Below are 17,009 nucleotides of genomic sequence, written 5' to 3'. Positions count from 1 at the left end.
CAGACACTTGATAAGACAGGGAATCCATGAGTTCTGGCAATGAGATGAAGCCACCAAAACTGCGTTCACAATTGTGGTTCGACAATCCCGAAAATCCGGGCATGACTGCGCTGTATCTGGAGCGCTATCTGAATTTTGGACTGACGCGTGAGGAATTGCAGTCAGGCAAGCCGATTATCGGCATCGCGCAAACAGGGTCCGATCTGTCGCCCTGCAATCGCCATCATATAGAACTGGCAAAGCGTGTGCGTTCGGGCATTGAATCTGCTGGCGCTATTGCATTTGAATTTCCGGTGCACCCCATTCAGGAGACAGGCAAGCGGCCAACGGCCACGCTGGACCGCAATCTGGCCTATCTGGGGCTGGTGGAATTGCTGTTTGGGTATCCGCTCGATGGTGTGGTGTTGACGATTGGCTGTGACAAGACGACACCTGCCTGCCTGATGGCGGCAGCTACCGTCAATATTCCAGCCATTGCCTTGTCTGTCGGGCCGATGCTGAATGGCTGGCACAAGGGTGAACGTACCGGATCCGGAACGATCGTCTGGAAGGCACGGGAGCAACTTGCAACCGGTGATATCGACTATGAGGAATTCATGGAGATCGTGTCCTCCTCTGCGCCATCTGTCGGCTATTGCAATACAATGGGCACGGCCACGACCATGAATTCATTGGCCGAAGCACTTGGCATGCAATTGCCGGGGGCTGCGGCCATCCCCGCGCCCTATCGCGAACGTGGTCAGATTTCCTATCACACCGGCCAGCGCATTGTGGAAATGGTGGCCGAAGATCTGAAGCCGTCCGACATCATGACGCGCGAGGCGTTTGAAAACGCCATTGTGGTCAATTCGGCCATTGGCGGGTCTACCAATGCGCCGATCCACCTGAATGCAATTGCGCGTCACCTGGGCGTTCCGCTGAACAATGATGACTGGCAGAGCATTGGTCACAAAGTGCCGTTGCTGGTAAATCTGCAACCGGCTGGCGCGTATCTGGGTGAAGATTACCACAGGGCTGGCGGTGTGCCTGCCGTTGTTGGCGAATTGATGCGTGCCGGGGCCTTGCCACATCCGCAAGCTGTCACCGTTAATGGCCGCAGCATTGGCGATAATTGCGCAGCGGCGACCATTGAAAATGATGATGTCATTTATCGTTTTGACAAGCCGATGATGAGCGAAGCGGGTTTTATCAATCTGAAAGGCAATCTTTTCAATTCCGCGATCATGAAAACCAGTGTGATTTCTGATGAATTCCGGGAGCGTTATCTGTCGAATCCGGATGATCCGGAAGCTTTTGAAGGGCGCGCTTTTGTGTTTGAAGGGCCTGAAGATTATCATGACCGGATTGATGATCCGGCCAATGAGATTGATGAGAATTGCCTGTTGTTCATTCGCGGAACCGGACCGATCGGTTATCCTGGCGGCGCTGAGGTGGTGAATATGCAGCCGCCTGCCTATCTGATCAAAAAGGGCATTCATGCGCTGCCCTGCATCGGCGATGGCCGCCAGTCGGGAACTTCGGGATCACCGTCAATCCTGAACGCCTCTCCGGAAGCGGCGGCCGGTGGTGGTCTGGCGATTGTTCGGACCGGCGATCCTGTGCGGGTCGATTTGAAAAAAGGGGAGGCCAACATTCTGATCAGTGAGGAAGAGGTCAAGCAACGCTTTGCTGATCTGGAGGCCGCAGGTGGCTTCAAATATCCCGCTAGCCAGACGCCATGGCAGGAAATACAGCGCGACCTGACTGCGCAATTCGATGAAGGTATGGTTTTGAAACCAGCCGTTAAATACCGTTCTGTGGCCAGGCAAGTGCCACGGGACAACCACTAGGATTACATAGGCCTCATGGAGAAACAGATGGGTCGGCTAGCAGGAAAACGCGCAATCATTACAGCTGCTGCCAATGGCATTGGCAAAGCAACTGCATTGGCTTTTGCGCGCGAGGGGGCTGAAGTTATTGCCACCGATTTGAAGGCCGATGCGCTGGACGGGCTGACCGATGAGGGCATTGCGCGCTGCCTGGTTCTGGATGCGTGCGATACGGAAGCAATAAATAATCTCGCACAAGAGCTTGGTGCGGTGGATATTCTGTTCAACTGTGCCGGGTTTGTGCATCATGGTACGGTGCTGGATTGTTCCGAAGATGATTGGGACTTTTCCTTTGACCTCAATGTGAAATCCATGCATCGCATGATTTCCGCTTTTCTGCCTGCGATGCTGGAAAATGGTGGGGGCTCCATCATCAATATGTCGTCAGGGGCCTCCTCTATTAAAGGCGTGCCAAATCGCTATGTATATGGTGCAACGAAAGCGGCTGTTATCGGATTGACGAAAGCGGTCGCCATGGACTTCATTACCAGGGGGATTCGCTGCAATGCGATCTGTCCCGGTACTATTATGTCGCCGTCACTTAAAGCGCGAATCAAGACCCTTGGTGAGGAAGTCGGATCTTACGAAAAGGCGATGGACATGTTTATAGCGCGTCAGCCTATGGGCCGAATTGCCAGCACTGATGAGGTTGCGGCGCTTGCGGTTTATCTGGGTGCCGATGAAAGTGCATTCACGACAGGAACGACAAATATCATTGATGGCGGTTGGACACTCTGACGCCTCGTTAAGGCTAAACAGGAAAAGGGCATTATGGAACTTTCCAAACAGGTTCGTTGGGTATTGGCAGCAGCAGTGCTGCTTTTGGGCGCAACGCAAGGTATGGCACAGGAACGTGCTGATCTGCGGGCTGAGTGCCGTTCACAGGCACTGACCCGGTATGATCCGAGTAATGTGACCCGCCCGCTGACATGGCGGGACAAGACGACCGAAACCTATATGTTTGGGTTGCAACCCAATGAGGATGGGGTCTTTGTTGGCGCGGCCACCTTCATTCCATCGAATGGTGATGCGAGTGAATATGCCGCCAAATTCAACTGGCGGGCCGCCAGTCTGTTTCTGGATGATCCTGAAACAGGATTTCCTCATTTGCTCATGCGTCTGGTGAATACCGGTGCTGGACCGGTATTTGAAGCGCTGGCCTTGAAGCCGGCCCGATCCGGACCGCAGCTTATTCGCTACAGTTGCTTTTTCACCTGCAATGACAAGCCGTTGCGTAATCTGCTCGCAACGTCCTGTCCAGTGCCAAAGCCCTGAGGCTGGGTGCCCAGGGGGGCTCAGAAATTACTTAGCTGAAAACGGCGTCTCGGCAACGGGTGTGATGGGCTTGCCGTTTTCAAACCAGTTGGTGAGATTGTCGACCAGCAATTGGCCCATGGCGTTTCTTGTGTAAACCGACCCGGAGCCAACATGGGGCAGCAAGACAGCGTTCGGAAGAGCCATGAGCGCTTCTGGTACATGGGGCTCATGGTCAAAAACATCGAGACCGGCTGACCGGATCGTGCCGTTTTTGAGCGCTTCTATCAAAGCGTCTTCGTCCACTGTGGAGCCACGACCAATGTTGATGAAGGTGCCATCGGGACCGAGCGCTTTGAACACGTCTTCATTGTAAACCTTGTTCGTAGCCGTGCCGCCGGGAAGTACGCTGATAATGATGTCAACATTTTCGGCCAGGGCTTTCAGTGAGTCATAATACGTATAGGCGATCTTCTGATCTGAGCGGCCATAATAGGCAATGCTCAGGCCGAAGCTCTCGGCACGTTCTGCGATGGATTTGCCGATGCGGCCCAGCCCGGCAATGCCGAGGCGTTTTTCACGCAATGTATTTGGCGTCAGCGGGTAGTTAGCCGAAGTCCATTTGCCAGCGCGCAAAAACTGCTCCGCCTGTGGCAATTCCCGGACCGTGTTGATCATGAGGCCGATGGCGGTATCGGCGACTTCATCTGACAAAACATCCGGCGTGTTGGTGACTATAATGCCGCGTTCGCCAGCGGATTTTGCATCGACATTGTCATAGCCGACACCAAAGTTGGAAACGATTTCCAGATTGGGCAATTTGTCCATCAAATCCGTATCGACATTGCGATGGGAGCCAGCAGCCACGGCGCGAATGGACGGTCCAAGCTCAGCGATCATGGCATCCGCGTCCGGAGCTTCATACAGTTTGTGCGCCCGGAATCTGACATCCAGTTGTTCTTGCACGTAGTCGCGCATTTCAGAGATTACCAGAAGATCCACATCGATTTTTGTCATATTGCCTCTCAGGTCACCGCCCATGAGGTCATGGACGGCTTTATTGAACCACAGGGTGTCCGCTCGGATTAGCGAACCTTATCCGTAGCAGTTGTGATCTGTCTTATTTACGTTTGCCCACCGGGTTTTTGAAAGACCCTGTCAGCATTACAGCGGCAATCAGAATTGCAACGAAAATGCCAACAGTTCCCAGTGCGATAATTTGCCCGGCACCAGAATGGATATGCGGCGTTTGTGCGGCTATAACGCCGTGGGCCTGCACATCTGGATGCGCGCTTGAAAGAGTGCTGAGCCATGGCAGAACGGCGGCAGACAGAAGTGCTTTTTTGAAAATCATCAATATTGTCCCTTGATTTGGTCGACACAGCGCCCGTGAATTCGGTCGCGCCGGTATGAATGATTCATACGCGCCAGACGCTATAGTTTCCAGCCGTTCAGTCAAGCGGGGTATACGAAACTTTTGCGGCGGTCACAACGGTGCCAGATCATCTTCCAGATCGTCATCAGCGTCATCCGGGTCGGCTTTCAGATCAGTTCGCAAATTCTGCTCAATCTGCTTGAGCAATTTTGCCAGACGTTTGCGATCCTTATCATCAATGTTTTTCAGAGAGGCACGATCAAGGGATTTCCAGGCTTTGTCCACTTCGCTCAAAAGAGCGATGCCAGAGGCGGAGAGATAGACATGGGATTGTCTGCCATCGGTATTTGATGAGCGGCGTTCGACATAGCCCTGCGCCGTCAGGCGATTGATCATTTTGGTGACGGTTGGCGGGCGGACACCCAGCTCTGTTGCCAGATCGCCCATGGTCTGGCCGTCTTCCTTGTTCAGCGCCTTCAGCACCGTTTCCTGTCCGGGATGAAGACCGAGCTTGCTGAGTCTCTTGGCTGAAAAGCTGCGCTGAGCACGGGCTGCTTTTGTGATGCGCAGCGTTATGGACTTCTTGTGATTAAATGCCATGAGTTTGTCCACCTTTGATGCGTGTTGCCCCAAAAGGCGAGATTGTTACCCGCCTTAACTCTTCCCTTAAATTATTCAGATGACAGTCCCGTGACACAGTGCAGATAAGTATTCTGGCCAGTCAATTAAGTGCAAATTTGCGCATCTTGCGATCAATCTTCGAAAGGTAGGATTTCAGGGCTGTTTCGCTGGTTGTATCCATCTTGTAGTGGGCCAGATAGAGGGTTTTGCAACCTGGGGTGCATAAAGCCCGAATACCCCTCAAAATTGTTTTTTTACCCGGCTCACCAATGAGCTTGGAAACGGTCCAGGGCGCGCCACAGGTGGTCACTGCAGCCAATCGCTTGATGTGCTGCATGTTGGGGCGAATGGGGGTGGTATCTGTTGGCATGATAAAGGTCACATGGGGAACCCAGACACGGTCAAGCCAGCCCTTCAGCATGGCTGGCAGCCCGTACCACCAGGTCGGGTAGACGAAGACGAGTGTGTCACACCAGCGTATGGCAGCGATGTGGTCTGCGACAGGCAATTCATTGGTTCCGGCATCATGGTATTCGCGCCGTTCCTGATCACACATCACGGGGTCAAAGTTTTCGGCGTACAGATCGATCAGCCGCACTTCATGACCTGAATCTGTAAGCGCAGCGACAACTGTGTGCTTCATGGCTGCTGAAAAACTGTCCGCACAAGGATGGCAATAGACCACCAGTGATTTCATTTGTAGATCCTGAGCCCTGGAGTGGAATACAGCACTCTATGCGACAGAATTGACAGGCTTGCAATTGGTGGTGTGCGGCTTGCGATCAGGATTAATGCCTGCTTTGCCAGATGTGGCGCAAGAAGTGCATCCTAGACCGCGTTAGCCATTGGCAGTTTTCGAGGTCGGCTTGACCTCATCTTCCGGCTCCTCGACGGGTGCCGGCACCGAAGCAGGCGCCGCCTGTAAAATCAGCTTTTCGGCCTTTTGGGCCATACTTGTGACCGCCGAGCTTTGGGCAATTGTGGCTGATTCTGCAAAGGCCTGATGGTTGGTCTCAACGCGGCTCAGTCGATACATATAATTGACCATGACGCCGAAACTTTGCTGCATACCCTTTTCTGATGTGTCCGCTTCAGACAGAATGGCATGAAGCTGTGCACCATTTCCAAGGTGGAAGCGGGCAACGGGATCAATTGGCAACGCATCGCTGCGCTTTACACGTGCCAGGTAATAGGCCGCGAGCTGTTCTGCCAGTTCTGCGTTCGGTTCCGTGTCCAACAGTTTTTGAGCAGGATGGTCAGGGTGTTCTGCTACCTCGTCTTTTGCCCATTTGGAAAATCCCGGGACCGGTGACAATGTGACAAAGGTTTTCAGATTTGGCAGGGCGACAGACAAATCATCGACCACTTGTTTGATGAGTGAATTGCCGAAGGAAATTCCGCGCAGGCCTGCCTGGCAGTTGGAAATGGAATAAAACACAGCGGTGTTCGCATCCTCGCCAGCCAGAGAGGGCCGGGATTGCGATAGAACGGATTGAATGGAATCCGGAATGCCCTTGGATAAAGCCACTTCCACAAAAACCAACGGTTCGCCCGGCATGGAAGGATGAAAGAACGCAAAGCAACGGCGATCTTCCGGCTCCAGACGTCCGCGCAGATCTGCCCAGTCATTGATGGCATGAACCGCTTCATACTCGATGATTTTTTCAAGGATGTTGGCTGGCGTTTCCCAGGAAATTCGCCGCAATACCAAAAAGCCACGGTTGAACCATGATGCCAGAAGGTGGTCGAAATCCAGATCCGTACGGCGCAGAGCCGGGTTCTGGCGCAGCATGCCCAGCAAATCCTTGCGCATATTGACGATGCGGCTGGTGGCATATGATCCCTGATTAAGACGGCGCAGCAACTCTTGTCGCCGGGGTTCTGATATCTTCATCAGGGTTTCAAGGTTGGCCGGACTTGGATCCGTGGCGTAAGCATCTGCCGCCGCTTTAACAGCCTCTGCATCCACATCCAGATTGTCGTTGAGATAGGTGAAGAATGTGGCCTTTTGCTCTGCATCCAGTTTTTCGTAGCGTTCCAGCAAGGCGGTCCCGATTTTGCGGGCGGATACCTCTCCACGGTTGGACAGCAATGCATCGCAAAGCTCATCAATGGGGCGATTGTCATTTATGGAGCGCAGAACGCTGCCCCGTTCAAAGACGGAGCCAAGAAGATCCTGAAAGAAACCGGAACGTCGCATTTGCTATCCTTCTATCTACGGCCTGGCCTGGTTGGGTCGGGCCTGTTCAGGTCGTCGTCGCCCCCAGGCAGGTTAGAATTGTTTTGTCGCAAAAATATGTGTGTGCTCTGATTCAATGAGGCGCAGGATATCGTTTGCGCCTACCGTGTCAAGTTTTTGTATACAAGAATATTCTTGTTGCATAATTATGAAGATGTTAGGGTCTGAACCCAATTGGGAGATTGCCCATGCCCGCACGCGCTGCCGATCACATCCGCGAAAATCTTGAACAGGCAATTCTGACTGGTTCCTATGTCGATGGTTTACGCCTTGATGAACTTCGGCTGGCGGAGCAGTTCGAGGTCTCTCGCACACCTATTCGCGAAGCCTTGCAGATGCTGGCGGCAACCGGTCTTGTCGACCTTATTCCGCGCCGCGGTGCCTTTGTGCGCCATCCGGGATTTGTCGAGCTGGTGGAAATGTTTGAAGTCATGGCAGAGCTTGAGTGCCTGTGCGGGCGCCTGGCAGCACGGCGGTTGACGGACACGCATCTGGTTGACCTCAGGGCCGCGGAAAGTGGCTGCGTTTCTGCGTTGGAGAGTGGCGATACAGATGCCTATTACCGGGCCAATGAACGGTTTCACAATCTGTTGTATCAGGCCAGCGGCAATGGCTTTTTGACCGGTGAAGCAAACCGGCTTCACAAACGCCTTCAGCCGTTTCGGCGGCTGCAATTGCGGGTACGCGGCCGCATGGTGCAATCGATGGATGAGCACAAGGCCATCCTGTCAGCCCTGGAGGCCGGGGATGCCGAGACGACGGGGCGCTTGCTGCGTGATCACGTGGCCATTCAGGGTGAAAAATTCCATGATCTGATGGCTGGATTTCATGGTCAATCAGAGGGCCAGTCATTAGGCCAATCTGACGAAAAGCTAAATGGTCGCCCGGTCAGTCGTGTCGCAGGGCAGGCCGTATAAACAAGAATGGCTCCAGGGCCAAGATGCGTTAAATCGCAGGCACTATGAAATCTGGAACAATGCCGCTTTGGTCGATGTAGTGCTGCACATTTTCGCCTGCGAACAGGCCGTGATCGGTGACAAGAACGGTGCGCCAACCAGCCGCCGCCGCTCCCAGAATATCTGTATGTAAAGTATCGCCCATCATGGCAATGCGTGATGGCGGGACAGATTGGGGGATGCGTTCCTGGACAATCTCGAAGACTGAGCCAAATGGCTTGCCGTGGAATTCGGGAGCCATGTTCAGCTCATCTGCCAGACTGTGAGAAAAGAATCCCGGTTCCAACGAAAAGAATCCGTCCTGGGGTGCCACAACATCCGGATTTGCGACAATCAACGGGCGGGGTTTTTTCTTCAGACTGTTGCGCAGATCGTCCAACTGTTCCGGCCTGTAGCCGATGGCGCTCAAGAACAGGAAGCCATCGACGGAATCAAAGGCTTCCGGGGCTTCGTTCAGTGCGATGAAGCGAACGGGCAACTCGTCCTCATTCAATGGAAATCCAGTGATGACGCCCCATGTCGAAACCTCTGTGTGGGCGCGCAGTGCCCGAATGGCCGCCAGCCGACTGGGGACAATATCCTCCAGCGCAAACGCCATATCGAGGCGGTCAAACTTTGCCTGTGACTTTTCGGGTGTAAAGCTGGCGCCGTTGGTCAGTACAAGGGTTTTTTTGCCAAGTTCCTGAAGTGCCTTGACCCGTTGGGCGGCTCCGGGAACAGCGTCTGCCCCCCTGTTCAGAACCCCGAATGCATCAAACACAAAAACATCGAACTGGTCTGCCAGTTCACCCAGATTGTTTGCATGAATTGATTGCGCGGGAAAATGGGCGCTTGGAAGTCGCCCGCGTGCGTTTTCGTAAAACGCAAAGGCGTCGCTGCTGGACAGGGAAGGGAAGGGGTTTTCTAGGCTGGCGAAACGGTTGCTCATAACCTGTTGCTTTAAAGCAGAGGCACCCGTTTTGATAGGGCATCAGCCGCCGATTCTTGAAGGAAAACAGTCGGGAACCCGGTTTCGACCTCATTGCCAATATTATTGGGATGCCGCATACAAAGAAGACTGTTTTTCGGGGAGTTTTGAAGATGGCTTTGTGGATCAAGAATCCGTTGGCGGTTCTGGCAGAAAATGCCGCTGGCGGAGTGGTTGTCGACAATGGCAGGATTACCGAGCTTGTGCCAATGGGCGGCACGCCTGAAGGCAATGACATTTCCGTTTTTGACGCCAGCCGCCATGTCGTCATTCCCGGTCTCATCAACACCCATCATCATTTTTTCCAGACACTCACCCGTGCGCATCCCGCAGCGATCAACAAGGAACTGTTTCCCTGGCTTCAGGCGCTCTACCCGATCTGGGCAAAAAATGTGAAGCCGGATGCGTTTCGGCTGGCTACGCGGCTGGCCCTGACCGAGTTGATGATGTCGGGTTGTACCTGCGCATCCGACCATCAATATTTGTATCCTGAAGGTCTTGAGGACGCGATGGATATTCAGGTGGAAGAGGCCGAGAAACTTGGTATCCGAATGACACTGACACGGGGATCCATGAATTTGAGTGTCAAGGATGGCGGTTTGCCACCTGACAGTGTGGTGCAGGATGAAGATGCCATTCTGGCTGATTGCGAGCGGGTGATTGGCCGATATCACGATACATCAGAAGGTTCACAATTCCGCGTTGCCCTTGCACCCTGTGCGCCCTTTACCGTGTCGCGCAGGCTTATGACTGAAAGCGCCGCTCTGGCGGAAAAACACGATTGCCGGCTGCATACGCATCTTGCTGAAACGCTGGATGAAGATGCTTATTGTGTTGCCAATTACGGTATGCGTCCGGTTGATTATCTGGAAGATGTGGGTTGGCTCAACCACCGGGTCTGGCTGGCTCATGGCATTCACTTCAATGACGAGGAAGTTCAGCGTCTTGGCCGGCACAAGGTTGGCGTTTGCCACTGCCCGACCTCCAATATGACGCTGGCCTCCGGACAGTGCCGTACCAAGGAACTGGAAGCTGCCGGCTCGCCAGTTGGGTTGGGTGTCGATGGTTCGGCATCGAATGACAATTCCAATCTCATGGAGAGTATCCGCCACGCGCTGATGATCAACCGCCTGACCTATGATGCGGCCTCGGTCACACATCAGGATTGCTTTCGCTGGGCCACAGAAGGATCCGCGAAATGCCTTGGCCGAGACGACATCGGGCGGATTGATGTTGGTATGCAAGCGGATTTGGCATTTTATACGCTGGACGAATTGCGCTTTTCCGGTGTGGGTGATCCGCTGGCTGGCCTGGTGTTGTGCGGTGCGCATTCAGCGGATCGTGTGATGATAGGTGGGCGCTGGACTGTCGAAGATGCCATGCCGGTTTCTATGGATATTGGAAGGCTGCGCCATGAACACGGGGCTGCTGCTAAAGCGTTTTTAGAGGCCCTATAGGGCGGTTCCCTGCGGTTGGCCCTCTGCCGCATCCCATAAACCTGAAAAGCAACGGCAGATAGAAATAAGTATGCAATCTACATGCATACTCATTTAATAATTGAATCATTGTGTTGGTAGATAGGCATATTTATACAAGTACCACCTAAAGTGTTCAGTAATTAAGTGGACGATAAAAAGTGTTGCTTACAAAGATGGAAACAAAATCCGATAGCCTTGGCGAGCTGATTGAAGCATTTCGAAACTACAGAGTTTCGCTGCAGAATATGCTGAATTCAGACACAACCGAAAACAAGATGAGTGAAGCTGATAAAGCTGTTGGCATGCTCTTTGACAAGATTGTTGGTTTTCAGGCAAAGAACGAAGATGACAAGACTGCCATGATCAACTTCTCACTGAATATGATCGAGGAATTGTCTGAAGGTGACAGCATGATCAATGTTCATACAGGTTTGATCAGGCAATATATTTAAAGAAGTTGGCTGGTATTGTGGGCTGGAAAACGTGACCTCTCGCCCGACAGCAATAGGTACTAGTTCACAGTACCAGCTTTACACGATGTTTTACGCTTGAAGGGTTCATGCGGAAGTTCGTAAAATTCCGGATGTGCCAGATTAACGGGACATTTCTCCTGAGGGCACACTTCAAGGTCGCATAGGCGGCAAACATAGTGTTGATCATCGCCACCCTGCACAATGGCGGGCATCATTTTACCAATGAGGCCGAGCATTGTAACTTTTTCTTCCGCATCGAGACGGCCAACGGCCTTTTTCAGGACCTTGCTTCGCGCGTTCAGGATATCGGTGAAGCAGGTTTCGCCTGCATCCGTGAGAACGACGCACACTTCGCGCCTGTCATGGGCCGTGCCCCTGATGCGTTGAACCAGCCCCTTTTTTTCAAGGCCGGTTACAAGCCGCACAACGGATGAATGCTCCAAAGACAGCATTTTGCGCAGTGTTTCTATAGAAGCATTAGGCTCCGAGCCAATCTGGACGATGGAGTAACAGGCAGAATTGCTGAGGCTGACAGACGCTTGAACGGCATTGTCCATCTTGTCACTGAGCGCACGCGCAAACACGCCGAAAACATTTTCGACGAATTTATCAGAAGATTCTGAAATAGCGTTTTGATGTCCGACCAAAATCGTGACCCGTTGCTCTCTATAATACCCGACGGCTACAAGTTGCATCCACAGGGTGTCAGAGTAAAGTCAGGGCACAGTAAAATTGTATTCAAAGCGGCCGTAAATCGCAAAAAACTTATATTATGGTTATCAAACTCTTTCGCCGTCGCGGGCAAGTCCGCTTGCCACAAACTCGGTATCACCTTCAAAATAGCGCAACCAGCGGTCGGTAATCCGGGTTCCATAGCCTACCGGAAGTTCGTGCCGGTGAATCTCTTTCTTCTGCTCGGCAAAGGCTGGATCCTTGTGAAAGGCAATCCAGTATTTTTCGTCATCGGTGACATGGACCGGGCAAATAGCAGTGTCGGTCATGGCTTCGTAATTGCGAATGGTTGTCGTCGCTACACGCTGCCAACGGGCTACACATTGGGAAAACAGCCTTGAAACCCGCGTCGTATCGGTTTCCTCATAGACCGGCTTGCCAATCGAGCTCAATGCACTGTCGGCCACGAATTTTGAAAAAGCATAGACGTCGGAAGACATATTGACGCTGGCGAAGGGTGCGAACATCAATGGATCATACAGCATGTCCGATTTAACACCGGATTGCGGGCAAAAGGCGATGCTTTCAAAATCATCATACAATGTGCGCTGATTGGTAACCGGGCAGCGCAATTCAACCGAGTTTGTCAGTGCTGCACCATTGGCCAGATCTCGGGCTTTCACTTGTGTGATGCCCTGCATTTGCTCGGCCAGGAAGTGAAACACGTCCGATGTTTGCGAGCTTCCTTCATAATAGCGCGGATCGTTGAATACGTAGAGACAGGCAACGACGCTGCCCTGTTCAAGCTGGGTTTTGAAATCAGCAAATATTTCAGGGACATTGGCTTTGGTAGCAGAACGCACCATATAGCGGCCGCGATTCAGCTCGCGCCGCCCGGCCACGCAAGGAAGCTCACGCGTCATCCAGGTCTTGGTTTCTTCAATGGTCTGGGCATCTGTCTTGCGGCCATTCAGGCCAACGCCGGTTCCACCCTTGCCATATGGGGCCGGACCTTGTGGGCCGGTACCTGGGTTTGGCTGTTCGCGGAGGGATGGGGCGTATTTCAGTTCTAACGTTTGGCGGACCTGGGAGGGGTCCACCGGAGGTGTCCGAGACGACATGGTCAATCCTTACTCATAACATTTTCGCTACAGCGACTAAACTCTTGCGTTGTTTTGACCGGATGTGGCAACCTGCAGTTGCTTCTTATTAGGTGTATTTTAATTAAACTTATTTTAACTTTTATATAAATGCGCTGAATTGTCGGGTATTTCAACACCCTCAACGATAATTTTTATGGTTAATGCGCGTTTTTTGACGTTTTGTTAAAGAATTTTGTAGCGAAGAGCGTGGTCATGGGCTTTAAATTGACGCAGGAGACAGACGGCGCCAGCGCTTCATGCGCGCATCACAAATTCAGTAAAAATCATTCGGTCCAACTCTTTTGGCCAAACCCATCCAGACAGACTTTATGAAGACGAGTAGTGGAACCAAGACGCAGACAATTGCACTGTTTTCCGGTTCCCTTTTGTTTCAAATCATTCAGGTCGGAACCTTTCCAATCCTGATTTCGCAGTTTCTGTCCGAAAGTTCGCTGAGCAGTTTTGCTATCGGGATCTTTGTGGCCGTTGCCTGGATCGTTGTTTTTCTGGCTGGTCCCTTTGTGCCGAGCCTGATTGCCGATGTCGGTGCGCATCGGTCCAATCTTTTCGCCTCGTGCTTTACCCTCGTCAGTCTCGCGTTGTTGGCCCTGTCGCCGACCCCGGCCTTTATTGCGTTGTCATCCATTGCAATGGGTATGGGGTTGATAATCCGCTGGATCGTTTGCGACACGCTTGTTGTCCGTGTGAGCGCACCACATGTTCGCGGACGCATGATTGGACTGCATGAAGCGCTGATGGGTCTGGGCATCGGACTGGGCCCGCTGCTTTTTGTGGGAACGGCTCTTCAGACCGTGGTCTGGATATGCATTGGCATCGCCGTTCTGGGACAGCTTGCCTTTTTCATCGCCAATATCAGACCAATTGTTGAACTAGAGGAGACGCAGGGGGCCGCTCCGGGACAAAAGTTTCTGATCCGGGTCATTCTGACGGCTTTGGTGGCAGCTTTTGTGGCCGGACTCATTGAAAATTCGGCAATCGCCTTGCTGCCGCTCTATTTTGAGCATGTCGACTTTTCGCTCCAGATCAGTGCCATTCTGGTCAGTTCATTCGGGTTTGGCGGTACATTGCTGCAGCCGGCGCTGGGCTATATTGCTGATCGCTGGAATTACTATCTGGCTCAGATGCTCTGCATCCTCTTTATTATCGGCAGCAGTCTGGTGGTGCTTCTGTTTACGGAACAAATGCTGGTGTCGCTGATCGCGCTGTTTTTCCTGGGTGGTGCTTCAGGCGGGTTGAACACATTGGCTGTGATCGAAGCGGGCCGAAGCCAGCGCGCGCCTCAAATTCCTGCGGCCATGACCGCGATTGCGATGCTCTATACATTGGGAGGCATTGCCGGACCGGTGGCGTCCGGTGCCAGTCTGGAGCTGTTCCAGAACCAGGGCATGATGATCCTGTTTGTGGTCTCAGGCGCGATTCTGGCGCTGTTTCTGGTTTTCCACCGGTATCAGGCCACTCTTGGGTCTGATAACAGGCAACAATAAATGCTCTAGAAAATACCTTGTATGATGATCATCACCACACCCATGATCACAATAAAACCGCCATCCACCAGAATCGCAAAGGTGGACTTCTTGCCGAACAGTCCCACTGACATGGCAAAGCCTGCGATCGTCAGAATGATCAGGATGATGGTGGCAAGGGCATTTTGAGCGGCAGTAACGCCGACCAATAGTGCCAGGAAAAAGGTCGAAACCAGTTGTGTCACCATGGCGGCTACCGGCATGGAAGACGCAGTGCCAAGTTCCACGCCCGACCCTTCGGCCCACTTCTTTCCAAACAGAACAGGTGAATACCACAGCCAGCCTATTATGAAGCTGACAACGGTTCCTATGATTACGGCCAGCCAATTCACATTGGATGTTAGCTCACTCATGCTCGCCACTCCCTCTTATAGTGGGACCAACTGAGCGCAGCCGGTCCGTTTTTGGATTGATAAAACTAACAGACATTAGCGGTTTTCAAAATAAGTCCGCAGCGGTGTCCAGTATCGGGCTTCCCAACCGTCGGCCAAATGGTCTGTCATTTCTTCAGGGCAACCCGTCTGATCCAGGGTGATGCGTGTGCCATCACTTTCTGCTGCAAGCATGATGCGCAGCAGTGTGTATTGACCTTCTTCCCAAGGTGCGACCCGCCACGCCTGAACGATTTTGCGCCCCGGCTCCAGCTCAATATTGCGGGCGGTGATCTGACCGTCATGCATGATGGCCTCGCCCCCCGGCTCTGTGCTGATCTGGGATTTTCCGCCACTAAAGGCCGAATGCTGTTTTTCATTCATGAAAGCGGAATAGACGTCCGCGGGGCTGGCCTTTATGAAAACATCCTGATGAATGTGACTGGGCATGATGTGCTCCTTGGTGGTTTGACCTTCAAAACAGGTTCAGTTATATTCAACCAAATGGTTTAGGATTTGGCAAGATGAAAAATAACAATGCTCTAAAGCCCGCAGAAAATGAGGGGTACCAAAGTGATACTGCCCATCTGGATCGGGTGTTTCACGCTTTGTCTGATCCCACCCGCCGGGCAATCGTGCAACGCCTGTCCGGATCCAGCGGAACGGTATCGATGCTTGCCGAGCCCTTTGACATGTCGCTGAATGCGGTGTCGAAACATCTCAAGGTCCTTGAAGGCGCCAAGCTTATCAACAGGGATATTGTCGGGCGGACCAGTGTCTGCTCTCTCAACATCGACCCGTTGATAAATGCCAATGAATGGATTCAGCAATACACACAGTTCTGGAACGAGGTTCTGGATTCTCTGGAAATGCATCTGGACGCTGACGAGGCGGAACCCGGTGCGCCTGCAAAGAAAGATGAGCAATCATGACCAACACTCAGGATGTCAATCAAACGCCCGCGCCATCTGCGTCTCTGTCGCTGCTGGTTCGCCGCCTTGTCAACGGGGATGCGGATCGGGTGTTCAATGCCTGGACACGAGCCGACCAGATTATGAAATGGTGGGGCCCGGCCCATGTCACCTGTCCCCAATGCGATGTTGATCTGCGGGTAGGTGGGCGCTACCGGATTGCCAATCTGCTGCCGGATGGATCTATCATCTGGATCATTGGACAGTTTCTGCGGGTCGAGCAGCCAAATCTTCTGGAGTATTCCTGGCAATCAGGGTCTGATCCGGAATTTGACCCGGAGGCGGCTCAGCGGGTGATAGTCCGGTTTCTCGCCAAGGGGCTCAAGACTGAAATTGTTGTGGAACACAAACACATTCCTGACGAACAGAGCCGTACCAACCATAATTTCGGTTGGCTTGGCTGCCTGGATGGCCTGGAGTCATTCATGGATGGTAAAGAGCCTGCGTAAGGCCATAAAAAAACCGCTGCTCCTGTAAAGGAGCAGCGGTTCAATATCATCAGATGTGGTTCCGAAGAACCACAGACTGATTAAGCAGCTTCGATGGTGCTGACAGCAGTTTTGCCGTTGCGCGCATCAATGTCTGTGTCGAAACGTACTTTCTGGCCTTCTGCGAGGCCGGCCATGCCGGAACGCTCAACAGCGGTGATGTGTACGAATACGTCTTTGGAACCATCTTCTGGCTCGATGAAGCCGAAGCCTTTTTGGTCGTTGAAGAATTTTACGGTGCCGGTAATCATAGTTATGTCCTTTACACTAACGTTAGCACGTGGGGTCTGGCTCAAATTTTTGAGGCCCGTCGCCCGGTTTGTCGAATTTGAAGAAAGTCTGAAACGTGCGCTTCCGTAAGTGTCGGAGCGTTTAACCCAGTAGATCGGCAAATATCGATGGGGGGGATTTAGGGGGCAATTGTGGAAATTGCAAGGCAAAATCGCAAAAGATGAGGATTCGTTTTTGTCTGGTTTACAATGTCTTAACCACGGTTCATTGGTCAAAACCCGATTAACATGCGGCCAAATCGGGCATCATGAAGGTGCCCGTTTGGTCTTAAATAATCAGATTTCTGGATATGTTTATCC

General features: G+C 52.5%; 20 protein-coding genes. 9 read left to right on the top strand and 11 right to left on the bottom strand.

Annotated features, from left to right (window positions below; genetic code table 11):
* Positions 1 to 26 precede the first annotated feature (26 nt).
* The 3 genes from RAL91_RS24480 to RAL91_RS24470 are packed head-to-tail and all read left to right on the top strand — an operon-like array spanning position 27 to position 3,143.
* Positions 27 to 1,829 carry an IlvD/Edd family dehydratase gene (locus RAL91_RS24480; RefSeq protein WP_306258839.1) on the top strand — a complete coding sequence of 601 codons (1,803 nt, stop codon included), beginning with the start codon at positions 27 to 29 and terminating at the stop codon, positions 1,827 to 1,829.
* Positions 1,830 to 1,856: 27 nt separating this feature from the next.
* A complete protein-coding gene (locus RAL91_RS24475; protein ID WP_306258838.1) occupies positions 1,857 to 2,606 on the top strand; it encodes an SDR family oxidoreductase in 750 nt (249 codons plus the stop codon).
* Between the two features lie 33 nt (positions 2,607 to 2,639).
* The gene (locus RAL91_RS24470) at positions 2,640 to 3,143 is read left to right on the top strand and encodes a hypothetical protein (RefSeq protein WP_306258837.1); all 504 of its coding nucleotides are present in this window, start codon (positions 2,640 to 2,642) and stop codon (positions 3,141 to 3,143) included.
* Positions 3,144 to 3,170: 27 nt separating this feature from the next.
* Here the strand turns inward: RAL91_RS24470 and RAL91_RS24465 are convergent, their stop codons facing one another.
* The 5 genes from RAL91_RS24465 to RAL91_RS24445 form a co-directional block, all read right to left on the bottom strand.
* Positions 3,171 to 4,139: a 2-hydroxyacid dehydrogenase gene (locus RAL91_RS24465; protein WP_306258836.1), complete on the bottom strand. Its 969-nt coding sequence runs from the start codon at positions 4,137 to 4,139 to the stop codon at positions 3,171 to 3,173.
* A gap of 103 nt (positions 4,140 to 4,242) precedes the next feature.
* A complete protein-coding gene (locus tag RAL91_RS24460; RefSeq protein ID WP_306258835.1) occupies positions 4,243 to 4,476 on the bottom strand; it encodes a hypothetical protein in 234 nt (77 codons plus the stop codon).
* Positions 4,477 to 4,608: 132 nt separating this feature from the next.
* Positions 4,609 to 5,097: a MarR family winged helix-turn-helix transcriptional regulator gene (locus RAL91_RS24455; RefSeq protein WP_306258834.1), complete on the bottom strand. Its 489-nt coding sequence runs from the start codon at positions 5,095 to 5,097 to the stop codon at positions 4,609 to 4,611.
* 121 nt (positions 5,098 to 5,218) lie between these two features.
* On the bottom strand, positions 5,219 to 5,815 hold the full coding sequence (locus RAL91_RS24450) for an NAD(P)H-dependent oxidoreductase (RefSeq protein ID WP_306258833.1): 597 nt from the start codon (positions 5,813 to 5,815) through the stop codon (positions 5,219 to 5,221).
* A 141-nt stretch (positions 5,816 to 5,956) separates the two neighbouring features.
* Entirely contained in the window at positions 5,957 to 7,318 is a 1,362-nt protein-coding gene (locus RAL91_RS24445) for a malonyl-CoA decarboxylase (RefSeq protein WP_306258832.1), read from the bottom strand.
* A 227-nt stretch (positions 7,319 to 7,545) separates the two neighbouring features.
* On the opposite strand from RAL91_RS24445, the gene RAL91_RS24440 reads away from it, so the two are divergent.
* Positions 7,546 to 8,274, top strand: a complete 729-nt coding sequence (locus RAL91_RS24440; protein ID WP_306258831.1) for a GntR family transcriptional regulator — start codon at positions 7,546 to 7,548, stop codon at positions 8,272 to 8,274.
* A gap of 28 nt (positions 8,275 to 8,302) precedes the next feature.
* On the opposite strand, the gene RAL91_RS24435 is transcribed toward RAL91_RS24440, so the two are convergent.
* Positions 8,303 to 9,241, bottom strand: coding sequence for an HAD-IIA family hydrolase (locus RAL91_RS24435; RefSeq protein WP_306258830.1), 939 nt, complete (start codon positions 9,239 to 9,241; stop codon positions 8,303 to 8,305).
* A 152-nt stretch (positions 9,242 to 9,393) separates the two neighbouring features.
* On the opposite strand from RAL91_RS24435, the gene RAL91_RS24430 reads away from it, so the two are divergent.
* Complete coding sequence (locus RAL91_RS24430; protein ID WP_306258829.1) at positions 9,394 to 10,737, top strand: 8-oxoguanine deaminase; 1,344 nt, start codon at positions 9,394 to 9,396, stop codon at positions 10,735 to 10,737.
* Positions 10,738 to 10,916: 179 nt separating this feature from the next.
* The gene (locus RAL91_RS24425) at positions 10,917 to 11,210 is read left to right on the top strand and encodes a hypothetical protein (RefSeq protein ID WP_306258828.1); all 294 of its coding nucleotides are present in this window, start codon (positions 10,917 to 10,919) and stop codon (positions 11,208 to 11,210) included.
* 59 nt (positions 11,211 to 11,269) lie between these two features.
* Here the strand turns inward: RAL91_RS24425 and RAL91_RS24420 are convergent, their stop codons facing one another.
* Positions 11,270 to 11,926, bottom strand: a complete 657-nt coding sequence (locus tag RAL91_RS24420; RefSeq protein WP_306258827.1) for a MarR family winged helix-turn-helix transcriptional regulator — start codon at positions 11,924 to 11,926, stop codon at positions 11,270 to 11,272.
* Positions 11,927 to 12,010: 84 nt separating this feature from the next.
* Positions 12,011 to 13,024: a hypothetical protein gene (locus tag RAL91_RS24415; protein WP_306258826.1), complete on the bottom strand. Its 1,014-nt coding sequence runs from the start codon at positions 13,022 to 13,024 to the stop codon at positions 12,011 to 12,013.
* A 350-nt stretch (positions 13,025 to 13,374) separates the two neighbouring features.
* Between RAL91_RS24415 and RAL91_RS24410 the strand changes: the two genes are divergently transcribed.
* Complete coding sequence (locus tag RAL91_RS24410; protein ID WP_306258825.1) at positions 13,375 to 14,550, top strand: MFS transporter; 1,176 nt, start codon at positions 13,375 to 13,377, stop codon at positions 14,548 to 14,550.
* Positions 14,551 to 14,555: 5 nt separating this feature from the next.
* On the opposite strand, the gene RAL91_RS24405 is transcribed toward RAL91_RS24410, so the two are convergent.
* Both RAL91_RS24405 and RAL91_RS24400 read right to left on the bottom strand, forming a co-directional pair.
* Positions 14,556 to 14,942, bottom strand: a complete 387-nt coding sequence (locus RAL91_RS24405) for a DUF1761 domain-containing protein (RefSeq protein ID WP_306258824.1) — start codon at positions 14,940 to 14,942, stop codon at positions 14,556 to 14,558.
* A gap of 75 nt (positions 14,943 to 15,017) precedes the next feature.
* Positions 15,018 to 15,410 (bottom strand): SRPBCC domain-containing protein, encoded by a 393-nt coding sequence (locus RAL91_RS24400; RefSeq protein WP_306258823.1) that lies wholly within the window; start codon positions 15,408 to 15,410, stop codon positions 15,018 to 15,020.
* Positions 15,411 to 15,484: 74 nt separating this feature from the next.
* Here RAL91_RS24400 and RAL91_RS24395 point away from each other — a divergent pair, with 74 nt between their 5' ends.
* Positions 15,485 to 15,892, top strand: a complete 408-nt coding sequence (locus RAL91_RS24395; protein WP_306258822.1) for a helix-turn-helix transcriptional regulator — start codon at positions 15,485 to 15,487, stop codon at positions 15,890 to 15,892.
* Positions 15,889 to 16,380, top strand: coding sequence for an SRPBCC domain-containing protein (locus tag RAL91_RS24390; RefSeq protein WP_306258821.1), 492 nt, complete (start codon positions 15,889 to 15,891; stop codon positions 16,378 to 16,380). Before RAL91_RS24395 ends, RAL91_RS24390 begins: the two co-directional genes overlap by 4 nt.
* 80 nt (positions 16,381 to 16,460) lie before the next feature.
* Here the strand turns inward: RAL91_RS24390 and RAL91_RS24385 are convergent, their stop codons facing one another.
* On the bottom strand, positions 16,461 to 16,670 hold the full coding sequence (locus tag RAL91_RS24385; protein ID WP_306258820.1) for a cold-shock protein: 210 nt from the start codon (positions 16,668 to 16,670) through the stop codon (positions 16,461 to 16,463).
* Between the last annotated feature and the right edge of the window lie 339 nt (positions 16,671 to 17,009).

Origin of the sequence: Pararhizobium sp. IMCC21322 (genome assembly GCF_030758295.1) — a bacterium.
Taxonomy (GTDB): domain Bacteria; phylum Pseudomonadota; class Alphaproteobacteria; order Rhizobiales.
The sequence above is the reverse complement of the archived record's forward strand: the minus strand, read 5'-3'. Positions and strand labels throughout refer to the sequence as shown.

Bases quoted from the DNA above. Each gene is read 5' to 3' on its own strand.
- RAL91_RS24395 (WP_306258822.1), top strand. From the start codon at position 15,485: ATGAAAAATAACAATGCTCTAAAGCCCGCAGAAAATGAGGGGTACCAA.
- RAL91_RS24410 (WP_306258825.1), top strand. From the start codon at position 13,375: ATGAAGACGAGTAGTGGAACCAAGACGCAGACAATTGCACTGTTTTCC.
- RAL91_RS24465 (WP_306258836.1), bottom strand. From the start codon at position 4,139: ATGACAAAAATCGATGTGGATCTTCTGGTAATCTCTGAAATGCGCGAC.
- RAL91_RS24400 (WP_306258823.1), bottom strand. From the start codon at position 15,410: ATGCCCAGTCACATTCATCAGGATGTTTTCATAAAGGCCAGCCCCGCG.
- RAL91_RS24420 (WP_306258827.1), bottom strand. From the start codon at position 11,926: ATGCAACTTGTAGCCGTCGGGTATTATAGAGAGCAACGGGTCACGATT.
- RAL91_RS24475 (WP_306258838.1), top strand. From the start codon at position 1,857: ATGGGTCGGCTAGCAGGAAAACGCGCAATCATTACAGCTGCTGCCAAT.
- RAL91_RS24455 (WP_306258834.1), bottom strand. From the start codon at position 5,097: ATGGCATTTAATCACAAGAAGTCCATAACGCTGCGCATCACAAAAGCA.
- RAL91_RS24460 (WP_306258835.1), bottom strand. From the start codon at position 4,476: ATGATTTTCAAAAAAGCACTTCTGTCTGCCGCCGTTCTGCCATGGCTC.
- RAL91_RS24435 (WP_306258830.1), bottom strand. From the start codon at position 9,241: ATGAGCAACCGTTTCGCCAGCCTAGAAAACCCCTTCCCTTCCCTGTCC.
- RAL91_RS24430 (WP_306258829.1), top strand. From the start codon at position 9,394: ATGGCTTTGTGGATCAAGAATCCGTTGGCGGTTCTGGCAGAAAATGCC.
- RAL91_RS24440 (WP_306258831.1), top strand. From the start codon at position 7,546: ATGCCCGCACGCGCTGCCGATCACATCCGCGAAAATCTTGAACAGGCA.
- RAL91_RS24470 (WP_306258837.1), top strand. From the start codon at position 2,640: ATGGAACTTTCCAAACAGGTTCGTTGGGTATTGGCAGCAGCAGTGCTG.
- RAL91_RS24390 (WP_306258821.1), top strand. From the start codon at position 15,889: ATGACCAACACTCAGGATGTCAATCAAACGCCCGCGCCATCTGCGTCT.
- RAL91_RS24415 (WP_306258826.1), bottom strand. From the start codon at position 13,024: ATGTCGTCTCGGACACCTCCGGTGGACCCCTCCCAGGTCCGCCAAACG.
- RAL91_RS24405 (WP_306258824.1), bottom strand. From the start codon at position 14,942: ATGAGTGAGCTAACATCCAATGTGAATTGGCTGGCCGTAATCATAGGA.
- RAL91_RS24480 (WP_306258839.1), top strand. From the start codon at position 27: ATGAGTTCTGGCAATGAGATGAAGCCACCAAAACTGCGTTCACAATTG.
- RAL91_RS24385 (WP_306258820.1), bottom strand. From the start codon at position 16,670: ATGATTACCGGCACCGTAAAATTCTTCAACGACCAAAAAGGCTTCGGC.
- RAL91_RS24445 (WP_306258832.1), bottom strand. From the start codon at position 7,318: ATGCGACGTTCCGGTTTCTTTCAGGATCTTCTTGGCTCCGTCTTTGAA.
- RAL91_RS24450 (WP_306258833.1), bottom strand. From the start codon at position 5,815: ATGAAATCACTGGTGGTCTATTGCCATCCTTGTGCGGACAGTTTTTCA.